Origin of the sequence: Candidatus Poriferisocius sp. (assembly GCF_965208355.1) — a bacterium.
Lineage (GTDB): Bacteria > Actinomycetota > Acidimicrobiia > Acidimicrobiales > Bin134 > Poriferisocius.
The window spans coordinates 246,219-267,215 of the sequence record NZ_CBDBOM010000002.1; the positions used below are offsets into that span (position 1 = coordinate 246,219).

General features: G+C 64.9%; 18 protein-coding genes, 2 tRNA genes and 1 pseudogene. 8 read left to right on the plus strand and 13 right to left on the minus strand.

What is annotated here, in order from left to right; genetic code table 11:
* Positions 1-30: 30 nt before the first annotated feature.
* The 6 genes from ACOGXH_RS01160 to ACOGXH_RS01185 all read right to left on the minus strand — a co-directional run bounded on the left by ACOGXH_RS01160 (position 31) and on the right by ACOGXH_RS01185 (position 6,493).
* A complete protein-coding gene (locus ACOGXH_RS01160; protein ID WP_419927283.1) occupies positions 31-1,938 on the minus strand; it encodes an ABC transporter ATP-binding protein in 1,908 nt (635 codons plus the stop codon).
* The gene (locus tag ACOGXH_RS01165) at positions 1,935-3,668 is read right to left on the minus strand and encodes an ABC transporter ATP-binding protein (RefSeq protein ID WP_419927284.1); all 1,734 of its coding nucleotides are present in this window, start codon (positions 3,666-3,668) and stop codon (positions 1,935-1,937) included. Before ACOGXH_RS01165 ends, ACOGXH_RS01160 begins: the two co-directional genes overlap by 4 nt.
* Before the next feature lie 63 nt (positions 3,669-3,731).
* The gene (locus tag ACOGXH_RS01170) at positions 3,732-4,502 is read right to left on the minus strand and encodes an SDR family NAD(P)-dependent oxidoreductase (RefSeq protein ID WP_419927285.1); all 771 of its coding nucleotides are present in this window, start codon (positions 4,500-4,502) and stop codon (positions 3,732-3,734) included.
* A gap of 80 nt (positions 4,503-4,582) precedes the next feature.
* On the minus strand, positions 4,583-5,701 hold the full coding sequence (locus tag ACOGXH_RS01175) for a glycine betaine ABC transporter substrate-binding protein (protein WP_419927286.1): 1,119 nt from the start codon (positions 5,699-5,701) through the stop codon (positions 4,583-4,585).
* A 17-nt stretch (positions 5,702-5,718) separates the two neighbouring features.
* Positions 5,719-5,805: transfer RNA gene (locus ACOGXH_RS01180), tRNA-Ser, on the minus strand.
* Between the two features lie 43 nt (positions 5,806-5,848).
* Positions 5,849-6,493: a nitroreductase family protein gene (locus ACOGXH_RS01185; RefSeq protein WP_419927287.1), complete on the minus strand. Its 645-nt coding sequence runs from the start codon at positions 6,491-6,493 to the stop codon at positions 5,849-5,851.
* A 75-nt stretch (positions 6,494-6,568) separates the two neighbouring features.
* On the opposite strand from ACOGXH_RS01185, the gene ACOGXH_RS01190 reads away from it, so the two are divergent.
* The 3 genes from ACOGXH_RS01190 (at position 6,569) to ACOGXH_RS01200 (ending at position 8,439) form a co-directional block, all read left to right on the plus strand.
* Positions 6,569-6,659 (plus strand) — tRNA-Ser (locus ACOGXH_RS01190).
* Between the two features lie 163 nt (positions 6,660-6,822).
* A complete protein-coding gene (locus ACOGXH_RS01195) occupies positions 6,823-7,983 on the plus strand; it encodes a tyrosine-type recombinase/integrase (RefSeq protein ID WP_419927288.1) in 1,161 nt (386 codons plus the stop codon).
* Between the two features lie 207 nt (positions 7,984-8,190).
* On the plus strand, positions 8,191-8,439 hold the full coding sequence (locus ACOGXH_RS01200) for a hypothetical protein (protein ID WP_419927289.1): 249 nt from the start codon (positions 8,191-8,193) through the stop codon (positions 8,437-8,439).
* A 353-nt stretch (positions 8,440-8,792) separates the two neighbouring features.
* On the opposite strand, the gene ACOGXH_RS01205 is transcribed toward ACOGXH_RS01200, so the two are convergent.
* Complete coding sequence (locus ACOGXH_RS01205; RefSeq protein WP_419927290.1) at positions 8,793-9,401, minus strand: hypothetical protein; 609 nt, start codon at positions 9,399-9,401, stop codon at positions 8,793-8,795.
* 93 nt (positions 9,402-9,494) lie between these two features.
* Here ACOGXH_RS01205 and ACOGXH_RS01210 point away from each other — a divergent pair, with 93 nt between their 5' ends.
* Complete coding sequence (locus ACOGXH_RS01210; protein WP_419927291.1) at positions 9,495-9,644, plus strand: hypothetical protein; 150 nt, start codon at positions 9,495-9,497, stop codon at positions 9,642-9,644.
* Positions 9,645-10,003: 359 nt separating this feature from the next.
* Positions 10,004-11,161, plus strand: a complete 1,158-nt coding sequence (locus ACOGXH_RS01215; RefSeq protein ID WP_419927306.1) for an RDD family protein — start codon at positions 10,004-10,006, stop codon at positions 11,159-11,161.
* A gap of 85 nt (positions 11,162-11,246) precedes the next feature.
* Here the strand turns inward: ACOGXH_RS01215 and ACOGXH_RS01220 are convergent.
* The 4 genes and pseudogenes from ACOGXH_RS01220 to ACOGXH_RS01235 form a co-directional block, all read right to left on the minus strand.
* A pseudogene (locus ACOGXH_RS01220) lies at positions 11,247-12,400 on the minus strand (IS3 family transposase).
* Between the two features lie 338 nt (positions 12,401-12,738).
* Complete coding sequence (locus tag ACOGXH_RS01225; protein WP_419927292.1) at positions 12,739-13,383, minus strand: anti-sigma factor; 645 nt, start codon at positions 13,381-13,383, stop codon at positions 12,739-12,741.
* Complete coding sequence (locus ACOGXH_RS01230) at positions 13,376-13,888, minus strand: RNA polymerase sigma factor (protein ID WP_419927293.1); 513 nt, start codon at positions 13,886-13,888, stop codon at positions 13,376-13,378. The genes ACOGXH_RS01225 and ACOGXH_RS01230 overlap by 8 nt, the downstream gene beginning before the upstream one ends.
* A gap of 163 nt (positions 13,889-14,051) precedes the next feature.
* On the minus strand, positions 14,052-15,173 hold the full coding sequence (locus ACOGXH_RS01235) for a fasciclin domain-containing protein (RefSeq protein ID WP_419927294.1): 1,122 nt from the start codon (positions 15,171-15,173) through the stop codon (positions 14,052-14,054).
* 395 nt (positions 15,174-15,568) lie between these two features.
* On the opposite strand from ACOGXH_RS01235, the gene ACOGXH_RS01240 reads away from it, so the two are divergent.
* Positions 15,569-15,784 (plus strand): hypothetical protein, encoded by a 216-nt coding sequence (locus tag ACOGXH_RS01240; RefSeq protein WP_419927295.1) that lies wholly within the window; start codon positions 15,569-15,571, stop codon positions 15,782-15,784.
* A 312-nt stretch (positions 15,785-16,096) separates the two neighbouring features.
* Entirely contained in the window at positions 16,097-18,682 is a 2,586-nt protein-coding gene (locus ACOGXH_RS01245) for a UvrD-helicase domain-containing protein (protein ID WP_419927296.1), read from the plus strand.
* On the opposite strand, the gene ACOGXH_RS01250 is transcribed toward ACOGXH_RS01245, so the two are convergent.
* Positions 18,669-18,839 carry a hypothetical protein gene (locus ACOGXH_RS01250; RefSeq protein ID WP_419927297.1) on the minus strand — a complete coding sequence of 57 codons (171 nt, stop codon included), beginning with the start codon at positions 18,837-18,839 and terminating at the stop codon, positions 18,669-18,671. The two genes, ACOGXH_RS01245 and ACOGXH_RS01250, sit on opposite strands and share 14 nt — an antisense overlap.
* An 898-nt stretch (positions 18,840-19,737) precedes the next feature.
* Here ACOGXH_RS01250 and ACOGXH_RS01255 point away from each other — a divergent pair.
* On the plus strand, positions 19,738-19,944 hold the full coding sequence (locus ACOGXH_RS01255; RefSeq protein ID WP_419927298.1) for a hypothetical protein: 207 nt from the start codon (positions 19,738-19,740) through the stop codon (positions 19,942-19,944).
* Positions 19,945-20,509: 565 nt separating this feature from the next.
* Here the strand turns inward: ACOGXH_RS01255 and ACOGXH_RS01260 are convergent.
* The coding region (locus tag ACOGXH_RS01260) for a ComF family protein (protein WP_419927299.1) at positions 20,510-20,997 on the minus strand (488 nt) is incomplete at its 5' end.

Below are 20,997 nucleotides of genomic sequence, written 5' to 3' on the forward strand. Positions count from 1 at the left end.
CCGTCAGGGCCTGTCGGCTGCGGAGTGCGGTCACGTGGCTTGGCCGGCGAATTGGGCGGCGTGGAGGTTGGCGTAGGGGCCGCCGCGGGCCAGCAGCTCGTCGTGGGAGCCCTGTTCGGCGATATGGCCGCCGTCCATAACCACGATGGTGTCGGCGCCGCGGATGGTGGACAGGCGGTGGGCGATCACGAAGCTGGTGCGGTCGGCCCGCAGGGCGTTCATGGCCTCTTGGATCAGCACCTCGGTGCGGGTGTCCACCGACGAGGTGGCCTCGTCGAGAATGAGGATCGCCGGGTCGGCGAGAAAGGCCCGGGCGATGGTGAGGAGCTGCTTCTGGCCGGCGGAGATGTTGTCGCCCTCGTCGTTGATAACGGTGTCGTAGCCGTCGGGCAGCGAGTGGACGAAGCGGTCCACGTAGGTGACCCGGGCGGCCTCGATGATCTGGGCGTCGGTGGCGTCGGGATTGCCGTAGCGGAGGTTCTCCCAGATGGTGTCGCCGAACAGCCAGGTGTCCTGGAGCACCATGCCGAATTTCGACCGCAGCTCACGGCGGGGAATGGCGGTGATGTCGATCCCGTCGAGGGTGATCCGGCCGCCGTCGAGCTCGTAGAACCGCAGCAGCAGGTTCACCAGCGTGGTCTTGCCGGCGCCGGTGGGGCCGACGATGGCCACCGTCTGGCCCGGGTCGGCGGTGAGGTCGAGCCCGGTGATGAGGGGCTTTTCGGGCTCATAGGAGAAGTGGACGGCTTCGAACGCCACCCGTCCCCGGGTGGGCGGATGGGAAGCCGGTTCGGGATCAGCGCTGATCTCGTCGACTTCGAGCAATTCCACCACCCGCTCCAGCGATGCGATGCCTGACTGGAAGGTGGCGGCCATCGAGGCCACCTGCTGAACGGGCATGGCGAATTGCCGGGTGTACTGGATCATGGCCTGCATGTCGCCGATGGTGATCGCCCCGCTGGAGATGCGCAGCCCGCCGACCACGGCGACGGACACGAACTGGAGATTGCCCATCAGCATCATCACCGGCTGCATGGCCGACGACAGGAACTGGGCGGCGCGGCTGGAGTCGTAGAGCTTGGCGTTCTCATCGGCGAACCGCTGGCGCTCCTGATGCTGGCGGCCGAAGGCGGTAACGATGGCGTGTCCGCTGACGGTGTCCTCGGCTTGGGCGTTGAGCGTGCCGGTGGTGCGCCACTGCCGGAGGAACCGGGGTCGGGCACGAGTGGCGAAGAGGCGCGTGGCCACCACTGAGAGCGGAACGGTGACAAAGGCCACCAACGCCAACAGCGGCGAAACCGTGAGCATCATCACCGTCACCCCGACGAGGGTCAATACGGCGGTGAGCATCTGGTTGATGGTCTGCTGGAGGCTCTGGGAGAGGTTGTCGATGTCGTTGGTCACCCGGCTGAGCAGGTCGCCACGGGCGTGCTGGTCGACGTAGGAGAGGGGAAGGCGATGGAGCTTGGCCTCGATGGTCTCCCGCAAGCGGAACATCGACCGCTGGAGCGCTCCGCTGAGCAGATAGTTCTGGATATGGCCCAGCGCCCACGCCAGGGCAAACACCCCTCCGATAGTGAGAAGCCGATCCCTCAGCCGGCCGGTGTCTATGCCGCCTTCACGGACGCCGGTCACGATGATGTCGGTGGCCCCGCCGAGGAGCCAGGGGCCGATCACCGTCAGGCTCACGCTCATCACCGCCAGCACCATCACCAAAACCAAGACCGGGGTCTCCCGGCCGGTGATCTTGGCCAACTGGCGCACGGTGCCCCGGAAGTTGCGGCTGGATTCCGCGGGCATCGGGGTGCCCATTCGGCCGCTCCAGCGCAACGCCTCGCGGCCGTAGGTCTGGAGAGCCTCTTGATCCTCGTCGTCTTGGCTGTCTTCGCCGGGGATTTCATCGCCCGGATTTGTGTCGCCGGGGTTGCGCTGGTTCATGCCGCCTCACCTCCTCTCTGGGAGGAGACGATCTCGGCGTAGGTGGCGCAGGTGCCCACCAACTCGTCGTGGCGCCCTTGGCCGACCACGATTCCGCCTTCGAGCACGATGATCTGGTCGGCGGTCTCGATGGTGGAAATCCGCTGGGCCACCACCAAGACGGCGGCGTCGCGGGTGCGGGGTTCGAGGGCCTGGCGCAGTCGGGCCTCGGTGGCCAGGTCGAGGGCGGAGAAGGAGTCGTCGAACAGGTAGACCGCCGGTCGGGCGATCAGGGCTCGGGCGATGGACAGCCGTTGGCGCTGGCCACCCGACACGTTGGTGCCTCCTTGGGCAATGCGGCTCTTGAGCCCGTCGGGCATCGTCTGCACGAACCCCGCCGCCTGGGCCACTTCGAGGGCTTCCCACAGCTCCTCGTCGGAGGCCTCGGGGCGGCCGTAGCGGAGATTGGAGGCCACCGTGCCGCTGAACAGATAGGCCCGCTGGGGCACGTAGCCGATGGCGCCCCACAACAAAGCCTGGTCGAGTCGGCGGACATCGATTCCGCCCACCGAGACCCGCCCAGAGCTGGCGTCGGCCAACCGGGCGGCCAGCGTCATCAGCGTGGTCTTGCCCGCGCCCGTCGACCCGATGATGGCGGTGGTCTCCCCGGGCACGGCGGTAAAAGACACCGCTTCGAGCACCGGATGGTCGGCACCGGGATATCGAAAGCCCACTTCTTGGAACTCCACCGTTCCCGGCCGGGTGAATTCCTGCACCGGGACAGACGGGGGCTCCACTGATGACTCGGTGTCGAGCACTTCGACAATGCGCTCGGCGGCGACCGCCGCTCGGGGGATCATCGACACCATGAACGCGGCCATGGTCACCGCCAGGAGAATCTGGAGCAGGTAGGTGAGATAGGCCACCAGCGAACCGATCTGGGTGGATCCGTCTTCGATCCGATCGGCCCCGATCCACAACAGGGCCACGCTGGACAGGTTCACCAGCAGGGTGACCGCGGGGAACACCGCGGCCATGAGCCGCGCCGCCCGCAATGACGACTCAGTCAAGCGATGATTGGCCTCCGCGAACCGGGCGCTCTCGGTGGGCTCCCGGGTGAACGCCCGCACCACCCGAACGCCGGTGATCTGCTCGCGCAGCACGGCGTTGATCCGGTCGATGCGCTCCTGCATCTGCTGGAAGGCCGGGTTCATGGCGACGATGATCGAGCCCGCCACCACAATCTCGAGGGGCACCACCACTAGCAACAGCACCGACAACCCGGCGTCCTCGCGGATGGCCAGCACGGTGCCGGCGGCCATGGTGAGCGGGGCGGTGATCATCATGGTCCCCACCAACGCCGTCAGCGTCTGGATCTGGTGGGTGTCGTTGGTGATCCGGGTGATGAGCGAGGGTGTGCCGAACCGGCCGATCTCCCGGGTGGAGTAGCCGGTGACCCGGTCAAACACGTCGCGCCGGATGTCGCGGCCAAAGGCCATGGCCACCTCCGACGCATACCAGACCGCCCCGGTGAGCAGCACCACCTGGATGAACGACACCAGCAGCATGATCCCGCCCATCCGCCAGATCACCGACTGGTCGCCAGCGAGGACGCCATCGTCGATCAAGGTGGCGTTCAGCCCCGGCAGCAGCAGCCCGGTGGTGGTCTGGCCGGCTTGGAGGATGAGGACGAGCACGATGGCCCGGCGGTGGGGGGCCAGATGGCTCTTGAGGAGTCGTCGCAGGCTCATGGGCAGATGTGGGGGCGGCTCGCTGCCGCGGGCTTCAGGATATTGCCCGACGGGGTAACGGGATCAGACGATTACCCGCCCGCCGTTGACCCCGATCACCTGGCCGGTGATGTAGCTGGCGTCGTCACGGCACAAAAAGGCGCAGGCCGCCGCGATGTCGGCGGGTTGGCCCACTCGGCGCACCGGGGTGGTGGGGATGTGCTCGTCGATGCCGCCGCCGAGCTGGCCTTCTTCGGCCGCCCGGTGGAGCGAGGGAGTCTCGATGAAGCTGGGGGGCACGGCGTTGACGGTGATGCCCTTGCGGCCGAACTCTTTGGCCAACGACCGAGTAAGCCCGATCACCGCTGCTTTGGACGCCGAGTAGTGGGTGTGGCCGAAGTTGCCGGTTTGGGCGCTCGACGACGAGATGTTGACGATCCGTCCCCAGCCCTCTTCCACCATGTGGGGGATTACCACCTGGCAGAACTCGAAGGTGCCCCGCAGGTTGACGGCGATCACCTGGTCGAAGGCCTCTCGGGAGATATCCAGGAACCGCCCGAAAGGGGTAATGCCGGCGTTGTTTATGAGAATTGTCGGGCGGCCAAGCCGCTCCACGGTCTCGGCGACCCCCGCCTCTATTTCCTCCCGATCGGCCACGTCGCAGGCCACTCCAATAGCGGTTTGGCCCCCGTCCCTCATGGCTGTCGCAGTCTCCTCGGCCGAGTCGCCGTCGAGGTCGAAAACCGCCACCGCAGCCCCGTCAGCCGCCAATCGCCGGCTGACGGCCTCACCGATGCCAGAGCCGCCACCGGTCACGATGGCGATGCGGGGCTGGGACCAGGCAGACACGGCCATGGGGGCTTAGTAGCACATTTGTTCGCGCCAAACCCGCTCAAAGCGGAATGTTCGTGAGTCCGCTCAGGCCGTATTGTCGATCATGCGGCTGCACGGGCTTGTGCCAGCCATTCGTCGACATCGCCGCGGTGGGCGGCAACCCAATCGTCGGCGTGGCGGTTCACGTCGTCGGTGGTGTCCTCCCCGCTGTCGTAGAGCAAATTCTGCAAGGCGACGTCGACCACGTCGATCTTCACCAATTCCAAGAGCTTTGCCGCTGCGGGATTGTCGGCCAAAAAGTCGTTGTTGGCTGTGACCACAATGTCGGCTGGGCTGCGGAACAGATAGCACGGGTCGTTGGTGCATACGTCGGGGCCGAGCGCTGCCGGGCCGGTCACCGCGAAGCCCGGGTTGCCGGTCGAACCGTCGTGCACCTTGTCGGCGTCATGCGCCAGCCACATGATGTTCACCCCGGGGATGAGCTTGGCGATGTACCCGCTGGGCGTCCAAATATAGGAAATGAACGGTGTGCCGCCCTCGGCCCGCGAAAGAACCTCGGCGAACACCGGGTCATAGCCGGCGACCTCGACCTGCTCCACCCGCTCGGCGTAGCCGGCCAGCTCCAAAGTCTCGTCCAGCACCAGGCGGCAGCCCCAGCCCAACACGCAGCCGAAGATCTGGAGGACGCCGTCGCCGGGGTTCGTGTCGGCCGACTCGTACAGCTCGAATAGGACGTCGTCGTTGACGATCTGGTCGAACGTTTCGATGCCGTGTTCGTCGACAAGCGATTTATTGGTAGTGAGCCCCTCAAGGCCGCCGCCGAGCATCTCCTCGCCCACTACCGACACATGGTCTTGGACCAGCGAACCGTCGGGCAGCTCGAGCACCATGAATGGATCGTGGTTCGAGAACCACGAGTTCGCCCAGAAATCCACAGTCCCTTCGGCCATCCCCAGATACGCGGTCGCCGGCGACAGCTCGAGGTGGGCGGGCTCGCTGACGTCGTAGCCGAGCTCCTCGAGCAGGTGGTGGTAGATCGCGGCCTGCATGTAGCCCGTGCTGAAATCCCCTCGGGCCATCGTCACGATGACACCCTCGCCAGGCGTTATGGACACCCCTTGAGCCGCCGCCGGTCCGTCGTCGTTGCCGCAGGCCGCGGCGAACAGCCCGAGGAGCAGGATAACGGCCAGAGAGTTACGCCAAAGGTTCCGCAGCGTCATTGGCGATCCTCTCTGAGCGGAGGGAGGGGGATTCGAACCCCCGGGACCCCGGAAGGCCCTACGGCTTTCAAGGCCGTTGCAATCGTCCGCTCTGCCATCCCTCCGAGGGGAAGATTACTTGTCTGAGAGCGGTGCTGAAGAGGTGGATTATGCCCAAGAGTTCCAGGCAATGATCTCGTCGGGATCCCTTCGGACGGGGGGTTTGAGGTCATCGCCCCGCAGGTAGGCCACCGGAATGAGGCACATTTGGAGGTAGTCGTCGGGAATGTCCAACAGGGCGGCCACCTCGTCGGCGGCTAGCAGGTGAGCCGTCGTGAAGGTGGAGGCCAGACCCCGGCTGTGGAGGGCGAGCTGGAAGCTCCACACCGCAGGCAGGATGGAGCCGAACAGGCTGGCCGTCCAGGCGAAATCCAGGTCGGGATCGAGCTGACCTCGGATACAGGGGATGACCAATGCGGGCACCTCGTGGAAGCGCTCGGCCAGATACAGCACCGCCTCGGAGTGGCGCACGCCGGCGGAGTCCCCGTCGGCCCGCCGCCGGTCCAAGTTCTCCTGCATTGGTGGGACGATGCCCGCCAGGTAGTGATCGGCGATGGCCGCCCGGAGCTCGGGGTCGGTCACGACCACCCAGCGCCAATCCTGGGCGTTGGAGGCATTGGGAGCGTACGCCGCCAGTCGCACGCACTCGCGCAGGACGTTAGGATCCACCGGCCGATCAAAGTCCAGCCGTCGCCGCACCGACCGAGTGGTGGACAGCAGGCGATCGGTGTTCTCGGTGTCGAACGGGGTCATGTCATTGGATCGTAGAGGGTCATAAGGCAATCCAAAGGGCCGCGTCCAAAGCGAGCCGCTAGGGTGGGATGGCCTGGAGAGGTGGCCGAGTCCGGTTGAAGGCGCTTCCCTGCTAAGGAAGTAACTGCCGCAAGGTGGTTCGTGGGTTCGAATCCCACCCTCTCCGCTGACCGGTTGTGCCGCACGGCGTCGTGAAGCGTCATAGGGGAAACATAGACCCTGGTCGAATGGCGTTTGCGGTTCCACAAGGTGCCACCGGGTATCGCACAATCCCCCGCCGAAACTGATAGAATAAGTGATAACGGAATTCGGGACACGGAGGCGTCGGCATGGCAGGAGCACAGAGGCAGGGGCGGCTTAACGCCCGGCTCGTCGAAACGATAGCGGAGCCCGGGCGGTACAGCGACGGGCGCGGGGCCCACGGATTAAGCCTTCTGGTCCGCGAGACCAGCGACGGCCGGCTCGCCAAGACGTGGTCGCAGCGCATCACCTTAGGCGGGAGGCAGACCAATTTAGGCCTCGGCCCCTACCCGGTCGTCACCCTCGCCGAGGCGCGCGACAAGGCGCTTGATAATCGGCGGACCGTCCACGGAGGCGGCGACCCCCGGAGGGGGGACGAGCCCACATTCCGGGACGCGGCCGAGGCAGTCATAGAGTTCCGAAGGCGCGGATGGTCCGACAGCGGCCGCTCAGAGAAGCAGTGGCGCGGCTCGCTGGAGCGCCACGTGTTCCCGAAGATCGGCGACAAGAGGGTGGGGGAGATAACCACCGCAGACGTGCTCGACGTCCTCCTGCCGATCTGGCACGAGAAGTCCGAGACCGCCAGAAGGGTCCGGCTCCGGATCAGGGCCGTCATGGACTGGGCCATCGCCAACAGCCACCGGAGCGACAACCCCGCGGGCGAGGCGCTCTCGCCGGTGCTGCCCAAACAGGCCGCGCAGACGACGCACTACCCGGCGCTGCCCCACGAAGAGGTGAAGGGAGCTCTGGAGAAGATCCAGAATTCCGTCGCCCAGGCCCCGACAAGGCTCGCGTTCCGGTTCATGGTCCTGACGGCGAGCCGCCCTGGAGAGGCGCTCGGCGCCACCTGGTCCGAGATCGACCTGCAGGCCAGAGAGTGGGCGATCCCGGCGGAGCGCATGAAAATGGCGGCGCAGCACCGGGTGCCGCTGAGCAAACAGGCGCTGGCCGTGCTGGACGAGGCCCGCTGCCTTCCCGCCGGTCCGGGGCTGGTCTTCCCGAGCGCGACCGGCAGGGAGCTGTCCGACGCGACGATGTCGAAGCTGGCGAGGATGCTCGAGCTGGGCGCCGTCCCCCACGGGTTCCGGAGCAGCTTCCGGGACTGGTGCGCCGACACCGGCGTGGCCCGCGAGGTGGCGGAGGCTTGCCTGGCCCACGCCGTCGCCGGCGTGGAGGGCGCCTACAAGCGGACCGACTTCTTCGACCGGCGGCGCCCGGTGATGGAGGACTGGGCCGCATACGTGACCTGACCCCCAGGGGCACCAGAGGCCCGGGTGCCAGACAGGGCGACTCCGCCGCCCTCGGCAGCTCAGGTGCCGGGCCGGCAGCGTCCCCGGAGTCGCCGCCACTACCGCATGCACGGCAGCCGTCACGGCTGCGAGCTGCGGGGCACCAGACCGCCGCCACGCATTGGCGCATGGCTTCAGCTGATGGCTAGGGCGGGTTGACAAGGAATGGTGGGCTTATGGCCAGGGCAGGCTGCCGGGGCATTCGTAGTCAGGTGGGACATCGACGGGCATGAGGCACGAGATAAGCCGCGATGTCTGGGTTCTTCCGCAGCCGCCCATGAGGGCTATCGCCGGCAGGCCGGCGACTATGACCGCGGCGATAGCGGCGATTACGGCGACCCCCTAGTAGGCGTTTGGCAGTGCCTCTTGGCTGTTGATGAGTTCCTGCTGCTCGGCGATCAGGGATTCTTGGGCTGACATCATCCCGTACCGGCTGTTAGCCGACTGGGCAGAAGCCGTCCCGGCGATACAGGCGACAGCAAGAACTACAGCGACCAAGGTCTTGGGGAAATGCGCGGCGGAATTGTAGAACAACCGTACGAGCATGAGAACAATTGGCAAGTTTGTCAACACGCCCTAGGCAAGCTGATGCGTGAAGGTCGCAGCCTGGGCAGTTGCAGTCGCTGGCGTTGCCTTTGCGGTGCTCTGGTGGCAGGCGCGGTCCTTCCTGGCCGTTGGGGTTGCCGCAGCAGCCGAAGATCACCGTCGGCCCGACACCGTCGCCTAAGCTGGGAGTTGGCGATATCTGGATCAGGTCAACTGCAATGCGATTACAGGCAGACGGCGGTGAAGATGCGTTGGAGTTGGTTGAATTGCTCTAGTCCGGTGCGCGTGTGGGCGGCTCTGTCGGCGCTTAGACCACCTCTAAGGGAGATTTCGACAACGGCATCGATGGTAGCGGTGACGCTCGTCAGAAGCTGGGATATGCGCTCTGATTCGAGTGTGGGGATGATCGACGAGAGGATTTCTGCGTAGACGGTGAGCTGCTCCATGACTGCTGCGCCGGTAGTGCCCGGCGGCAGGGCGGGAACATGCACGCCGGCAGCCGGGATTCTCGCGAAGAACTCAAGATAGGCCACGACCGAGGCGGCGGTCTCGGTTTCGGCGAGCCAGCCAGAGCACATGCCGATCACATCGGCCTCCTCCAAAGGAGTGAGCACCAATCCGCACCGATCGGGCACGACTCGCGTGTCGATGCCGAACAAGCAACGGTACTCGTTCAAAAGCTCCTCTTGCGCTTCGATCAGCTCCCGCTGCTCTGCGATCAGCACCTCCTGAGCCGCTATCAACTCGCCACGCGAGTCCGACGACTGAGCGGAGGCCGCCCCCACCCCCAAAACAGCAACCACAACAACTACAGCAAAGACTCTGATGTTCATCGCCGCAAACTACTACCCTGAGCCAGCACGAGGGCTGCCAACGTCACCTCATTGGACGCATGGTGTCGGACGGGCTAGAGAACGCTGTTGTCGATGCGGACTGGGTCGCTCAGCGCCATGCCGAAGCCTCCTGTCGTCATCTTAGAAGACCGCAGAGACGACACGAGCGCCTCGGAAGACGGCCGCCGGGGCGGCCGCCTGCCCGACCACGAGGCCGATATCCCGGCGGCGGGCGGCGACTAAGTGCGAGAGCCCGCGCAAGGGGCAAACCCGCGAGGGGTGCCGTCGCGCGCTCGCTGCAACGGACAAAACGGCAACGGCTTCCCCTGGTTGAGAGTCTGAGACTCAGCAGGACTAGAGCGCGGAACACCGGATTCTGGAGTGGACTCCCCCGATCTTGGAGTGAACCGGTGTTTCCCCAGGTCAAAAAACACATTGCAGGCAACTCGCCCGGTCTGCCTGCCTTTAGCTGCAAGACTTCCTCAATTGTTCAGATCCGTGCGCGCAAGCGCTGGGAATTGACAAGCCTGTCTTGCTGCCTCTTACAGTGTCCCCCTTGTTCGTTCTCAGTTCCGCGAATCCCGCGAGTGGGTTTGGGCAGAGTGATTGTCTCTGAGCGGATTGGGCAATTCCTCCGCGACCATCCTGCGGGAAGGCTGATCGTGGTGGTGGGCTATGCCAGCCCAGCTGGGTTGGCCTGGCTTGAGCCGAGGACACAGGGCCGTCCAGTGTCATTGCTGGTCGGGAACACCCAGAAACGCTACTGGTCGAATTTCTCAATGGAGGACGCGGAAACCGCCATGAGATTCCTGTCCCGGCCAGACGTGAAGGTCCGCAACTGGTATCGGAGCAGAAGGGCCAAAGAGGGGCCAGCGATGGTTCACATGAAGGCGTGGGTCGTGGAATCAGACGGCGTTCCGGTGGCGGCACTTGTCGGGTCGGCCAATCTGACCAAGAACGGGTTGGAGGCGAATGTCGAGATCATGGTTGAGGCGACCGGCGATGATCTGATCCGTACTTGGGGGGAGGTCAGAGGGCTTCACGAGAAGGGCTGGGACAGCTCTGATCGGCTGGCAGGCTACATGAGCGCAGAACCTGGGGCAGGCCCACAAGATCCCAAAGCAGAGGCCGATGAAGTCCAAGCAGAGCCAACCGGCGTGGAGGCTGCTAGCAGCGGGGAATCCTGGAAGCCTGACCCGACTGGCCGCAATCATTATCGCTGGTGGGATGGCAGCAGATGGACTTCATACGTTGCCAACGAAGGCCGGATGACCGCAGACCCTGTGTCCAGGGGTGATATCGGGGGCCGCAAAGAGACGACCACCAGGCACGTCAGAACAACCGGGACGATTGGGTTCCTTGATCCGCCACCCCGAGACAGGCGAGCAGCTGAGTTCCTCTTGGAGTGCCTGCTATTCTTCGTGACCCTGGTCATCGGCTGGGCCATCTGGTCGCTGGTCGCCTACGGCCAGGGGCAGACCCCAGCCAAGCAGATACTCAAAATGCGCGTCGTGAGGGTCAGCGACGGGTCAACGGCAAGCGGCTGGCGCATGGCCGTTCGAGAGATCTTCTTCAAGTCGGGCTTCTGGTTCGCCTTTCTCGTCGCCACCCCTTTCCCCAGTGTCGCCGCGATCTTCTTCGGACTGGCGTGCATTTGGTTGCTGACTGGCTGGGTTGTAGCGGTACGCGACCCAGCAGGCAGGACCCTCTGGGACAAGATGCTGGGCACAGTCGTAGTCACAAAAACAGCACAGAACTAACCCTTCCTGGTCGGCGGCGTGAACCTCCCCGGGTAATGCGCAGGCTCTGGGTGTCCCTGGGTTTCGCGTAGGCGCGATGTTGGATTCACGCTGCTGTTGTTTGTTGGTGTCGAGTTTCGAACTCGACTGGTGTGTGCATGCTAAGCGATGTGTGCCGTCGCTGGCGGTTGTGCCAGATCTCGAGGTATTCGAAGATGGCGTTGGCCAGCTCGATGCGGGTTCGCCAGCGTTGGCGGTCGAGGAGCTCGACCTGCATTCGTGACCAGAACGACTCGATCATGGCGTTGTCGAAGCAATCGCCGATCGAGCCCATTGACGGCACCAGACCGGAGTCGATGGCCCGTCGGGTGAAGGCCCATGAGGTGAACTGCGTGCCCTGGTCGCTGTGGATCACGGTCTCGCCTTTGGCCGGCTGCCGGCCGTCTATGGTCATTCCCAGCGCGTTGGTGACCAGCGCGGCGGTCGGCCGGGAGTCGATCGACCAGCCGACGACCCGGCGGCTGAACGCGTCGAGCACGACCGCGCAGTAGACCTTGCCCTCCCGGGTGGGGTGCTCTGTGATGTCGGTGACCCACAGGCGGTCCGGCTCAGAGCGGGTGAAGTCGCGGTCGACGAGGTCCGACGCCGTCGCAGTGTTGGGGATCTTGCGGTACTTGGGGCGGCCCGAAACGCCCCGCAGCCCGGCCCGGCGCATCAGATTCTCGACCGTCTGGCAGCACACCGCGATCCCCCGGCCCAAGGTGAGCTCGGCATGCACGCGCTTGGAGCCATAGGTCTTGCGAGAATCGGTGTGGACCTCGCTGATGACGTCGGTCAGCTGTGCCCAGCGGATCGAACGGGCTGACGGCGGCCGCCTCAGCCAGCTGTAGTACCCAGACACCGACACCCCCAACAGCGGACAGGCCCTCTCGATCGGAAGTGCTTCCGCGGCCATCACACCGATGGCCGCGAACCGTCTTTTGGGTCGGCATCACCCCTCAACAGCTCCGTCGCCCGACGGTGAATCGCCAACTCCGTCTCCAGCTCGCGCACCCGCTTTCGCAGCGCCGCCAGCTCAGCCTTCTCAGCAATCGTCAACCCCGCGTCTGTGCCGGCGTCGATGCGCGCCTGCCGCCGCCACGTGTAGATCGACTGATCGCTGATCCCCAACTCCGCGGCGACCTGCGCGACCGGCCGGCCCGCCTCCACCAGATCGACCACACGCTGACGGAACTCCGCCGGATAACCCCTCGGTGCCATAGAACCTCCCACGGTCCATGACAGCAGAATCCAACATCAGCCCTACGCAAAACCCGTGGAGCACCATTCCCGAGTTCGTTACAGAAAAGGACAATCCCTTTGCCAGTGATTTGTTGGACCGCGGGCAGCGGATGAGGCTGCTTTGCGACTTTGCCAGATCGGTCTCCGACTATGAGACCATCGCCGTCGATGGGGGGGGGACTGGCAAGACTGCGTTTCTGAAGATGTGCAGGGCATACCTAGAACAACAGGAATTCCGGGTCGCCGAGTTCAACGCCTGGGGCTGCAGGCAAGATCCGCTATCGCGCCGAGCATGGCGCGGCCAACCCCCTAGGCACTCAGACGTCGCGAAACGGTCCGCGCAAGATGGAGCGCCCCGAGTGGCTGGGGTCGCCGTCGCGGGACTCGATGCTGATGTCCACAACGTAGTAGCTGTCGGGGTCATAGCCTTTTGGCACCTCGAGGCTGCCGGGATCTTGGAATCCGACCACGCCGAGCGATACCAAATCGGAGACTCCGCCGTCGGGGCCGGGTCGGATGAGCCAGACCTCGAGGTCGGCGCCGGCGCCCGGTGCTGGGAGCGAAGCGTCGACGATCTCGACGGTGTGGCGATCTCCGTGGTCGACGAGGTTGGCGCCGGCATGTGCCTGCGCGCCGATGGGATCGAAGCTGCCGGGGTCGTGGGCCAGGTCGGCTGCGGCGACAACAGGGGGAGAGTCCCCTAGCAGGACCGCAACGGTCGCGGCCGTTCCCGCAGCAATGAGCATGACCGCCGCAGCGGCTAGGGCTGCCCGGCGGATTCTGCGGCGACGCGACTGGAGGTCGGCGGCCGCGCCAGGAGCGCGGGCGGGCCCACCGACCGCCTCCTGAATGCCGTCCCACACGCTGAGGGGGGGTTCCAGCAACTCGATTTCCTCAGCGCCCATGTCCCTCAGCGCCGCCTCGATGTCAGAGTCTTCCCATCTTCTGCGTTTCTCACTCATGCGCCGACTCCAGTTGACGTCGGATCTGCGCCAGCCCCCTGCGCAGGTCGCTTTTGACGGTGCCGATCGGCATACTGAGCCGGTCGGCTATTTGATGGTGGGTGAGGTCGTCGAAATATCGCAGCTTGATCACGCTGCGTGCCCGCTCGGGCAGGCGAAGGAGAGCCTCGGCGATTATCAGCCTTTCGCCGGTCTGCTCGATTTGCGACTCCACCGCGGATTCGGCGTGTTCGTGGCCACCTCGACGTGACGCATGGCGCTGTTCGGAGCGGAAGTGGTCGACAATGCGGTTCTTGGCGATACCGATCAGCCAGCCGGCAAGTGTGCCTCTTTCAGGCTTGAACTGCGCCCGGTTCCGATACGCCCTGATAAACACCTCCTGGGTGATGTCCTCGGCCAGGGATTCCCCCACCGCCCGGCGGCAGAACGTGTATACGAGGCCGCCATGCAACGCGAAGGCACCCTCGAGCGCCCGCTCACCCCCCTCAGCGAAGCTTCTTTCCACGCCGTCAACAGGAAGGCTCGCAGAACAGCCCACGAGCCAACCGTAGCAACGCGACTCGGAAGTGCTGGAGTCTGAGCATCCACAAAGCCTGTCCGGCATAGGGGGCTGCGGCGGGCGGAAGCCGGAGGGGGACGGCCATCCGCCCGCCGAGACCAAAGCCCTTCTACGACGAGGGTGGTATGAGGACGGTGTCGATGACGTGGATGATGCCGTTGGACGCCTCGATGTCGGCGGTCACCACGGTGGCGTCGTTGACCATCACCGTGTCTCCGTCGACGGCGATCGAAACCTCAGCGCCTCCGACAGTGGCGACGCTCTGGCCGTCCAACGTGACGACCACCTCGGCGGGAGCGGCCACCGGCAGCACGTGGTAGGCGAGCACCGCGCCCAACAGCTCTGTGTCGCCCAGCAGCTCTTGCGCGGTCATGCCCAACGCGGCCAGCGCCGCGGCGAACGCCTCCTCAGTGGGGGCGAACACCGTGAACGGGCCGGGCCCGCTCAAAGTCTCCACCAAACCGGCCGCCTGCACCGCGGCCACCAGAGTCGGGAAGGCACCCGACTCCACAGCAACCTCCACAACCGTCCCCGCAACTTCAACCTCCACAACCGTCCCCGCAACCTCAACCTCCACAACCGTCCCCGCAACCTCAGCCTCCTCGGCCATCTCCTCTGCGGGCTCTTCGGCCGGTTCCGGTTGCGGTGCGGCGGGTGGTATGAGGACGGTGTCGATGACGTGGATGATGCCGTTGGACGCCTCGATGTCGGCGGTCACCACGGTGGCGTCGTTGACCATCACCGTGTCTCCGTCGACGGCGATCGAAACCTCAGCGCCTCCGACAGTGGCGACGCTCTGGCCGTCCAACGTGACGACCACCTCGGCGGGAGCGGCCACCGGCAGCACGTGGTAGGCGAGCACCGCGCCCAACAGCTCTGTGTCGCCCAGCAGCTCTTGCGCGGTCATGCCCAACGCGGCCAGCGCCGCGGCGAACGCCTCCTCAGTGGGGGCGAACACCGTGAACGGGCCGGGCCCGCTCAAAGTCTCCACCAAACCGGCCGCCTGCACCGCGGCCACCAGAGTCGGGAAGGCACCCGACTCCACAGCAACCTCCACAACCGTCCCCGCAACCTCAGCCTCCTCGGCCATCTCCTCTGCGGGCTCCGGTTCGCTCTGAGCAGCACTTGTGCCGGCGTCGGTAGATTCTGCGTCGTCGTCATTGCCGCACGCCGCAGCGATCAGCGACAGTGCCAGCAAAGCCGCCAGCAGCGACAATATTTTTCTGGACATGGGGATCCTCCGATTGTTGGACTTCACTGCTCCTATTACGGATTGCACCCCGCATTTGGATGCAGCCGGCTCTATTCGGCTGCATCGCGACCAGCAGCGGCCGTGACCCGACCGGACGCCTTGAGCGTGAAGGCCACTCCAGCGGACGGTGGGCGGTGCATGCCGTTCAAACCGGATTCAGCCAGTACGAGGGCCTAAAGTCGCTCTGGCTCGGTGTGAGACCCCGCCGAGTCTTGTTCTCGGTATTCGGCAGAGGGCGGCGCGCTGCGGGGCGCACGCCGGCGAGGTTCGGCGGTGCGGTCGCGCCGGGATCGACCGATTGCTGTACTTCCTAGGCGCCCTGCCGCGGGGACGGATTGGTGTTTTGCGCCGGCAGGTAGCAGTCCGACGCGACGATGTCGAAGCTGGCGAGGATGCTCGTATTGGGCGCCGTCCCCCACGGGTTCCGGAGCAGCTTCCGGGACTGGTGCGCCGACACCGGCTTGGCCCGCGAGGTGGCGGAAGCGTGCCTGGCCCACGCCGTCGGCGGCGTGGAGGGCGCCTACAAGCGGACCGACCTCCTCGGCCACCGCCGCCCGATGATGGAGGGCTGGGCTGTATATGTGACCTGACTCCCACGGAGCGCCGGAGGCCCGGGCGCCGACAACGGTTCCACCGGTGCCGTCGGAGGCCTAGGTGGCGGGCGGCAGCGTTGGTTCCCGAGCCCAGCGAGTTTGGGCTGCAGTCAATTGTCGTGCCGGTTGCCGGGGACCCGCTTCTTGCCCACCTATCGCGCAATCCCATACGACCGTGCGGTAAACCAGACGGCGACGCGGTATTCGATCACTGAGATACCTCAATGAGAGGAACCGATTCTTAAGAGGCGGGCTGGGGCCCGTAGTCTCGCGCTCGAGACTTCTGTGCGGGAAGCGGCGGGGTAGCGAGTGGTGGTGATCTTGGCGATATTCGGGGCGTTGGCGGTGGCGCTGTCCGTGTCGGCTGTCCGAGCGGTCGCGGGCCGGGGCTGGGATCGGGAAGCTGTCGGGCGTCAGCTGCGTTCAGAGGAGCTGTTTTTCGCTGAGCGTACGGGCGAGTTCATTTCGCGGGCTGACATCGCATGCCTCATGTCTGATTCGGACCGCCCGGCCCGCTCCTACTATCGGCCTGGCTGGTATCGGCTGGCGAGCCTGCTGGGCAGCGCGCGGGTTCCAGCTGAGGTCGGCGGGCTGGCCGACCGGTGCTTCGCGCGATGGCGCCGACACAATCTGCGGGCATGGGAGCAGCAGGGCCGACTGGCGCTCGAGAGGGTCCTGGCGGGTTTCGCGGCTGACAAGTTCGTGTCAGCGTCGGACCTGCGGGCTGCGTTGGCGGAGCCTCAGGGGGCCAGGTGGCGGGAGCTGCGCGAGCCGGTGCTGCAGCTGGAGTTCAGCTTCGACTCCGGAGACGTCGGACGGGCCGCCGACAGACTGTTGGCGGGCATCGATGCGGAGCGGCAGCGGCGGAACCATCAGGCGTGCGAAATCAACCTCCAGTCCTATGAGGCCCTATTCGACGAGATGGAGGGCCGTCTGCTCACTGAGGGGCAACGCCTATCGGCGGTCGTCGACGAGGACGCCGTGCTGGTAGTGGCCGGCGCCGGGATGGGCAAGACCTCGGTGGTGACAGCCAAGGTCCGCTATCTGCTCAGGTCGGGCCTCGCAAAGCCCCATGAGATCCTGGTGTTGGCCTACAACAAATCAGCGGCCTCAGAGCTCAATCAGCGCATAGCCGCCATCTGCGGCGGGCCCGCCCCCGAGGTCCGCACGTTTCACTCCAAGGGCTATCAGATCGCGAAACAGCGATTCGAAGTCGGCCCCGAAGTCTCCGTTTTGGCCCGAGGCGACAATCTGCGGAACTGGGTCGCCAATCGGTTGAACCGCCTTCTCGACGATCCCCGGACCCGCCAGGCCGCGCTGGGCTTTGCCACGACGTTCGGAGGCAAGGGCCTCATCTCCCGTTTCGACGAGCCCGGCGACTTTCCCACTCTTCAGGGGTGGATTGTGAGGTCCAGGCAGGAGCAGAGCGTCTCCGATTGGCTCCACCTCAACGGCTACCGGGCGGAATACGAGAAGCGGTACGCGGAGGATCTCACCATCTCCTACAACCCGGACTGGACCCTCGCCGAGGGGGTGTACCTCGAGCATTTCGGAATCGACCGGCAGAAGAACACTCGGCCCGGCGTCGACGCGGCCGACTACCTGCGGCACATGGCGTGGAAGGAGGACGTCCACAAGGCGAACGGGACGATCATGCTGCGCACCTTCAGCTTCCAGTTCCAAGAGCAGACCTGGCAGCAGGCGCTCTCCGCCCAGCTCGCCGGCCTCCCCCGCAAGGCCCCCGACTGGGACCCGCGGCGAGGCGAAGCCGCGGAGACCATCGGCAGGTATGTGCGCGAGGCCGCCGCAGTGTGCGCGAGGTTCTTGGAGCTGGCCAAGAACGCCGGCATGGACCCCTTAGCGATCCCCATTGCCCCGGACGCCGACAGCAGCCTGCGCGACCGGCTCTCCCTGTTCCTACCGATCTTCGAGAGGCTCGCCGACGAATACCAGAGGGAACTGCAGGAAACGGAATCGATCGACTATGCGGACATGTGCAACCTCGCCATCAAGGAAATCGATCAGGGCGACTTCAACTCTAGATACAAGTACATCCTCGTCGACGAATTCCAGGACATCACCCGGTCCAGGGCCGAGATGCTCGCCGCGCTCCAGCGGTCCTCTCCGGGGTGTCGGGTGTTCGCAGTCGGCGACGACTGGCAGTCCATCTACCGGTTCGGCGGCAGCGACCTCCCGATCATGACCGACCAGTTCGAACAATGGTTCGGCACCGCGGCCACCACCAAACTGGACGTCTCGTTCCGCTACACCCCGTCCATCGCGAGGGTCGCATCCGAGTTCGTGAACGCCAACCCCGATCAGATCCCCAAGAACGTCGAGGCCTCCCAGCCTGAGGACCCGCCCGGCATAGTCGCCGTCCACTACCGGCCGGCCAGTCGGCGCAGCCGCCGTCGTTCAACCCGGGCCGCCAGGCCATCCCTGTCGCTGGAGCGGGCGATGGAAGTAGTCGCCGCGGACATCGACAGCGACATCGCCCGCCGCGGCCGCACCAGCGGGGCGACCGTCCTGCTTTTGGCCCGGCAGGGGAAATGGGCGGAGTACCAACAGCGCCTGCAGCCCAGCAGGGCAACCGTCAGCTTCTCGACAATCCACTCGGCCAAGGGACTCGAGGCCGACTACGCAGTCGTCATCGGCCTGACCTCAGGGCGCGACGCGTTCCCGTCCGACATTGCCGACGACCCGGTCCTCGGAGCTGTCCGCTCCAGCAAACAAGAGATGCCCTTCGCCGAAGAGCGCCGGCTCTTCTACGTCGCCCTCACCCGCGCCAAGCGGCGGGCCTACCTGCTCGTCGACGAGGACGACCCGTCGCCATTCGCCGTCGAAGTGCTCCGAATCGGGCAGGCAAGCGGCGACACCCAGATCATGGGCCGATGACCGGGCCGGAATGATGCTGGAGGCTGATAGTGAGGGCGGTCGCCGGCCGAACCGTGGAGCGGCGGGCGGCCTGGGCCGCGGCCTGGTACACCAGGTGCCGCTGGGATTGGCTTTGGATATCGCGGGGTGAGGTCGAGGCATGTGTGGTCACCCGCATGCCGAACTCGCATGGGATTTCGCCTCACGTGGTGAATCCTGCCGCTGTGCGGGCTTGCTCCAGGTAGTCCTGGTCTGATCCAGTCAGGCGGGTCGCCAGCGGAGCCTTCAAACTCTTGGAGTCGCGTGCGGGCTAGGTCTTCTAGGCGGAGAAACTGCGCCCACAGGGTTTGCCGGATTGCCATCCACATCAGTGCCCACTTCCGTGTAGTCGGGCTCGTGTAAGTCGGGGACTATTTCGGGGTGCACCCTTTCCGCAACTTCACGCAGCAGCGGGAGCAGCCCTCGAATCCTTGCCACAGCCCTCCCGTCCTCATCCCATTGCCCACGGCTGTAGGCGGTCCAACTCGCCTCGACTGCGCTGGCGAACTCCCATGCCTTCTCCTGCACCAAACCGGGATCGGCGAGAGTCACCGCACACCTTCCTCAGGCAAAGATCCCCTTACATGGACCCGGGGCAAGCCGATTCGCTAAAGCACCCAGCGAGACTAATCCCTGCAAGCAGCTTCCCTGGACTGCTTTTGACTCGCCGCAACGCAAACAGAATTCGAGCCCTCGTTACTCTCCTGTTAGGACACGCGAAGTCTGACATGGGATGGGAGTACGCAGAGGGCTAACGCAGGAGCATGGGAGATTCCCCGGATCGTCCTAGACGAAGCGCGGAAACGCTGCGTCAGACAATAGGAAGAGATCCGATCCTGGAGGGCGCTCTCCCGAGTAGACGAAGGTCAGGAGGATCGAATCGCCCGCGGGCCAGTCCCATCGGTCTGTGCCTGCGGGCTCGCCACGAACGCCGCGGCGGACGCTGTCGATCGCCCGCTGCCGGAGGCTTTGCGTTCGTAGGCTCCAGCGAGGTCAGGTTATGTTGTCCGTCAAGAGGGCGAACAGGGGGGACACCATTGGCAAAGAAACACCTGGACGATGTCGCTGCCAGCGTTTATCTGGATAAGGGCCGCGACGTGGCGGATACCCGCTGGCTCCTCAACAAGGCTAGGATATCAACGCCGAGCGGACGCAAGAAACGGCAGAGCCGAGAGGTTGCCGAGGCTGTCTTGCGGCACGACCAGCGCGAGCGGGACCGGCTGGAGAAGCATGCCGGGAACTGATGTTCCAACATCAGGCGATCCCCGCTCTGGTTTGGGGTTTGTTGATCATTCTCGCCGCGTATCGGTCAATCAGGCTCGACCTCGCACGGCGGAAGCAGCATATTGCCAGACGGGCAAGGAGCAAAGAGTCTGTTGGAGCCGACGGCCAGGGAGAGGGGTTAACCAAACTGCCCTACCGACCGAGGAACCTGAAATCTGACAGTGTTTATGGTCCGCCACACCTTCCACTTCTGGGAGGGGCTGTCGTGGTTGATTCACTTGGAGTTTCCCCGTTGGCTGGTCATGCACCTAGGCCGCGGGTACCAATAGCGCACATTCCTCGCATTGGCCAAGACCCTCTGCGCAGGTGGGATCAAATGTGGGAGCAGCTTCATCGCCGACAATTGCAACCACCCACCACCTGCGGAAACGGGAAAACTGCCGTTTCCTGTAGAGGAGTAGAACTGAATGATCTGCTGTCAACCATGCACATTGACCAGCTAATCAAGCGTCATTTCTCTTGCATCTAGCCTGGGTAGCTGCTTCAGCCAAGAGCCAGACCGATCCCCGGGCTTTCGCCAAGGCATCATGATCCGCCCCAGGGTTGGCGGGCCAGAACGATTCCGCAGACTGACTCGGCTCCCCATTCCCGAAGTAGTCGGGCGACAGCGTTGAGTTGTAGGCCAGTCGTGCAAATGTCGTCGTAGATCACGATCTGTTTCCCGTCAATAAGCTCTGGGCGCAACAGCCGAAGAGCACAATCCAAGAAATCCTGGACCCGCGCGGACTTCAGGACTCGGGCTATGTGGTCTCGATCGGAACCTGACGGGTTGGCCACGATCAAGTCGACGTCTGCAAGGTTCCAGTGGTTTTCGAGATGGCCAATGAGGAGGCGGGCAAAGATTTGAGCCCAGCCGTACTTGTTTTCGTACTTGTACCGGTGCACGATTTGAGGAAGCGGGTCGACAAAGAGGGTTATGGCCTCAATCCGCTCGATGAAGACTTCGCCTTCTTGGCCATTGCACAGCCGGTTGCGGCAGACGTCTCCTTCCCGTTCTTGCCAGCAGATCGGGC

What these genes read in the sequence shown, in the direction of transcription:
- ACOGXH_RS01160 (WP_419927283.1), bottom strand. Translation starts at nt 1,938, where the DNA reads ATGAACCAGCGCAACCCCGGCGACACAAATCCGGGCGATGAAATCCCC.
- ACOGXH_RS01165 (WP_419927284.1), bottom strand. Translation starts at nt 3,668, where the DNA reads ATGAGCCTGCGACGACTCCTCAAGAGCCATCTGGCCCCCCACCGCCGG.
- ACOGXH_RS01170 (WP_419927285.1), bottom strand. Translation starts at nt 4,502, where the DNA reads ATGGCCGTGTCTGCCTGGTCCCAGCCCCGCATCGCCATCGTGACCGGT.
- ACOGXH_RS01175 (WP_419927286.1), bottom strand. Translation starts at nt 5,701, where the DNA reads ATGACGCTGCGGAACCTTTGGCGTAACTCTCTGGCCGTTATCCTGCTC.
- ACOGXH_RS01185 (WP_419927287.1), bottom strand. Translation starts at nt 6,493, where the DNA reads ATGACCCCGTTCGACACCGAGAACACCGATCGCCTGCTGTCCACCACT.
- ACOGXH_RS01195 (WP_419927288.1), top strand. Translation starts at nt 6,823, where the DNA reads ATGGCAGGAGCACAGAGGCAGGGGCGGCTTAACGCCCGGCTCGTCGAA.
- ACOGXH_RS01205 (WP_419927290.1), bottom strand. Translation starts at nt 9,401, where the DNA reads ATGAACATCAGAGTCTTTGCTGTAGTTGTTGTGGTTGCTGTTTTGGGG.
- ACOGXH_RS01210 (WP_419927291.1), top strand. Translation starts at nt 9,495, where the DNA reads ATGCGGACTGGGTCGCTCAGCGCCATGCCGAAGCCTCCTGTCGTCATC.
- ACOGXH_RS01225 (WP_419927292.1), bottom strand. Translation starts at nt 13,383, where the DNA reads ATGAGTGAGAAACGCAGAAGATGGGAAGACTCTGACATCGAGGCGGCG.
- ACOGXH_RS01235 (WP_419927294.1), bottom strand. Translation starts at nt 15,173, where the DNA reads ATGTCCAGAAAAATATTGTCGCTGCTGGCGGCTTTGCTGGCACTGTCG.
- ACOGXH_RS01240 (WP_419927295.1), top strand. Translation starts at nt 15,569, where the DNA reads ATGTCGAAGCTGGCGAGGATGCTCGTATTGGGCGCCGTCCCCCACGGG.
- ACOGXH_RS01250 (WP_419927297.1), bottom strand. Translation starts at nt 18,839, where the DNA reads ATGCGGGTGACCACACATGCCTCGACCTCACCCCGCGATATCCAAAGC.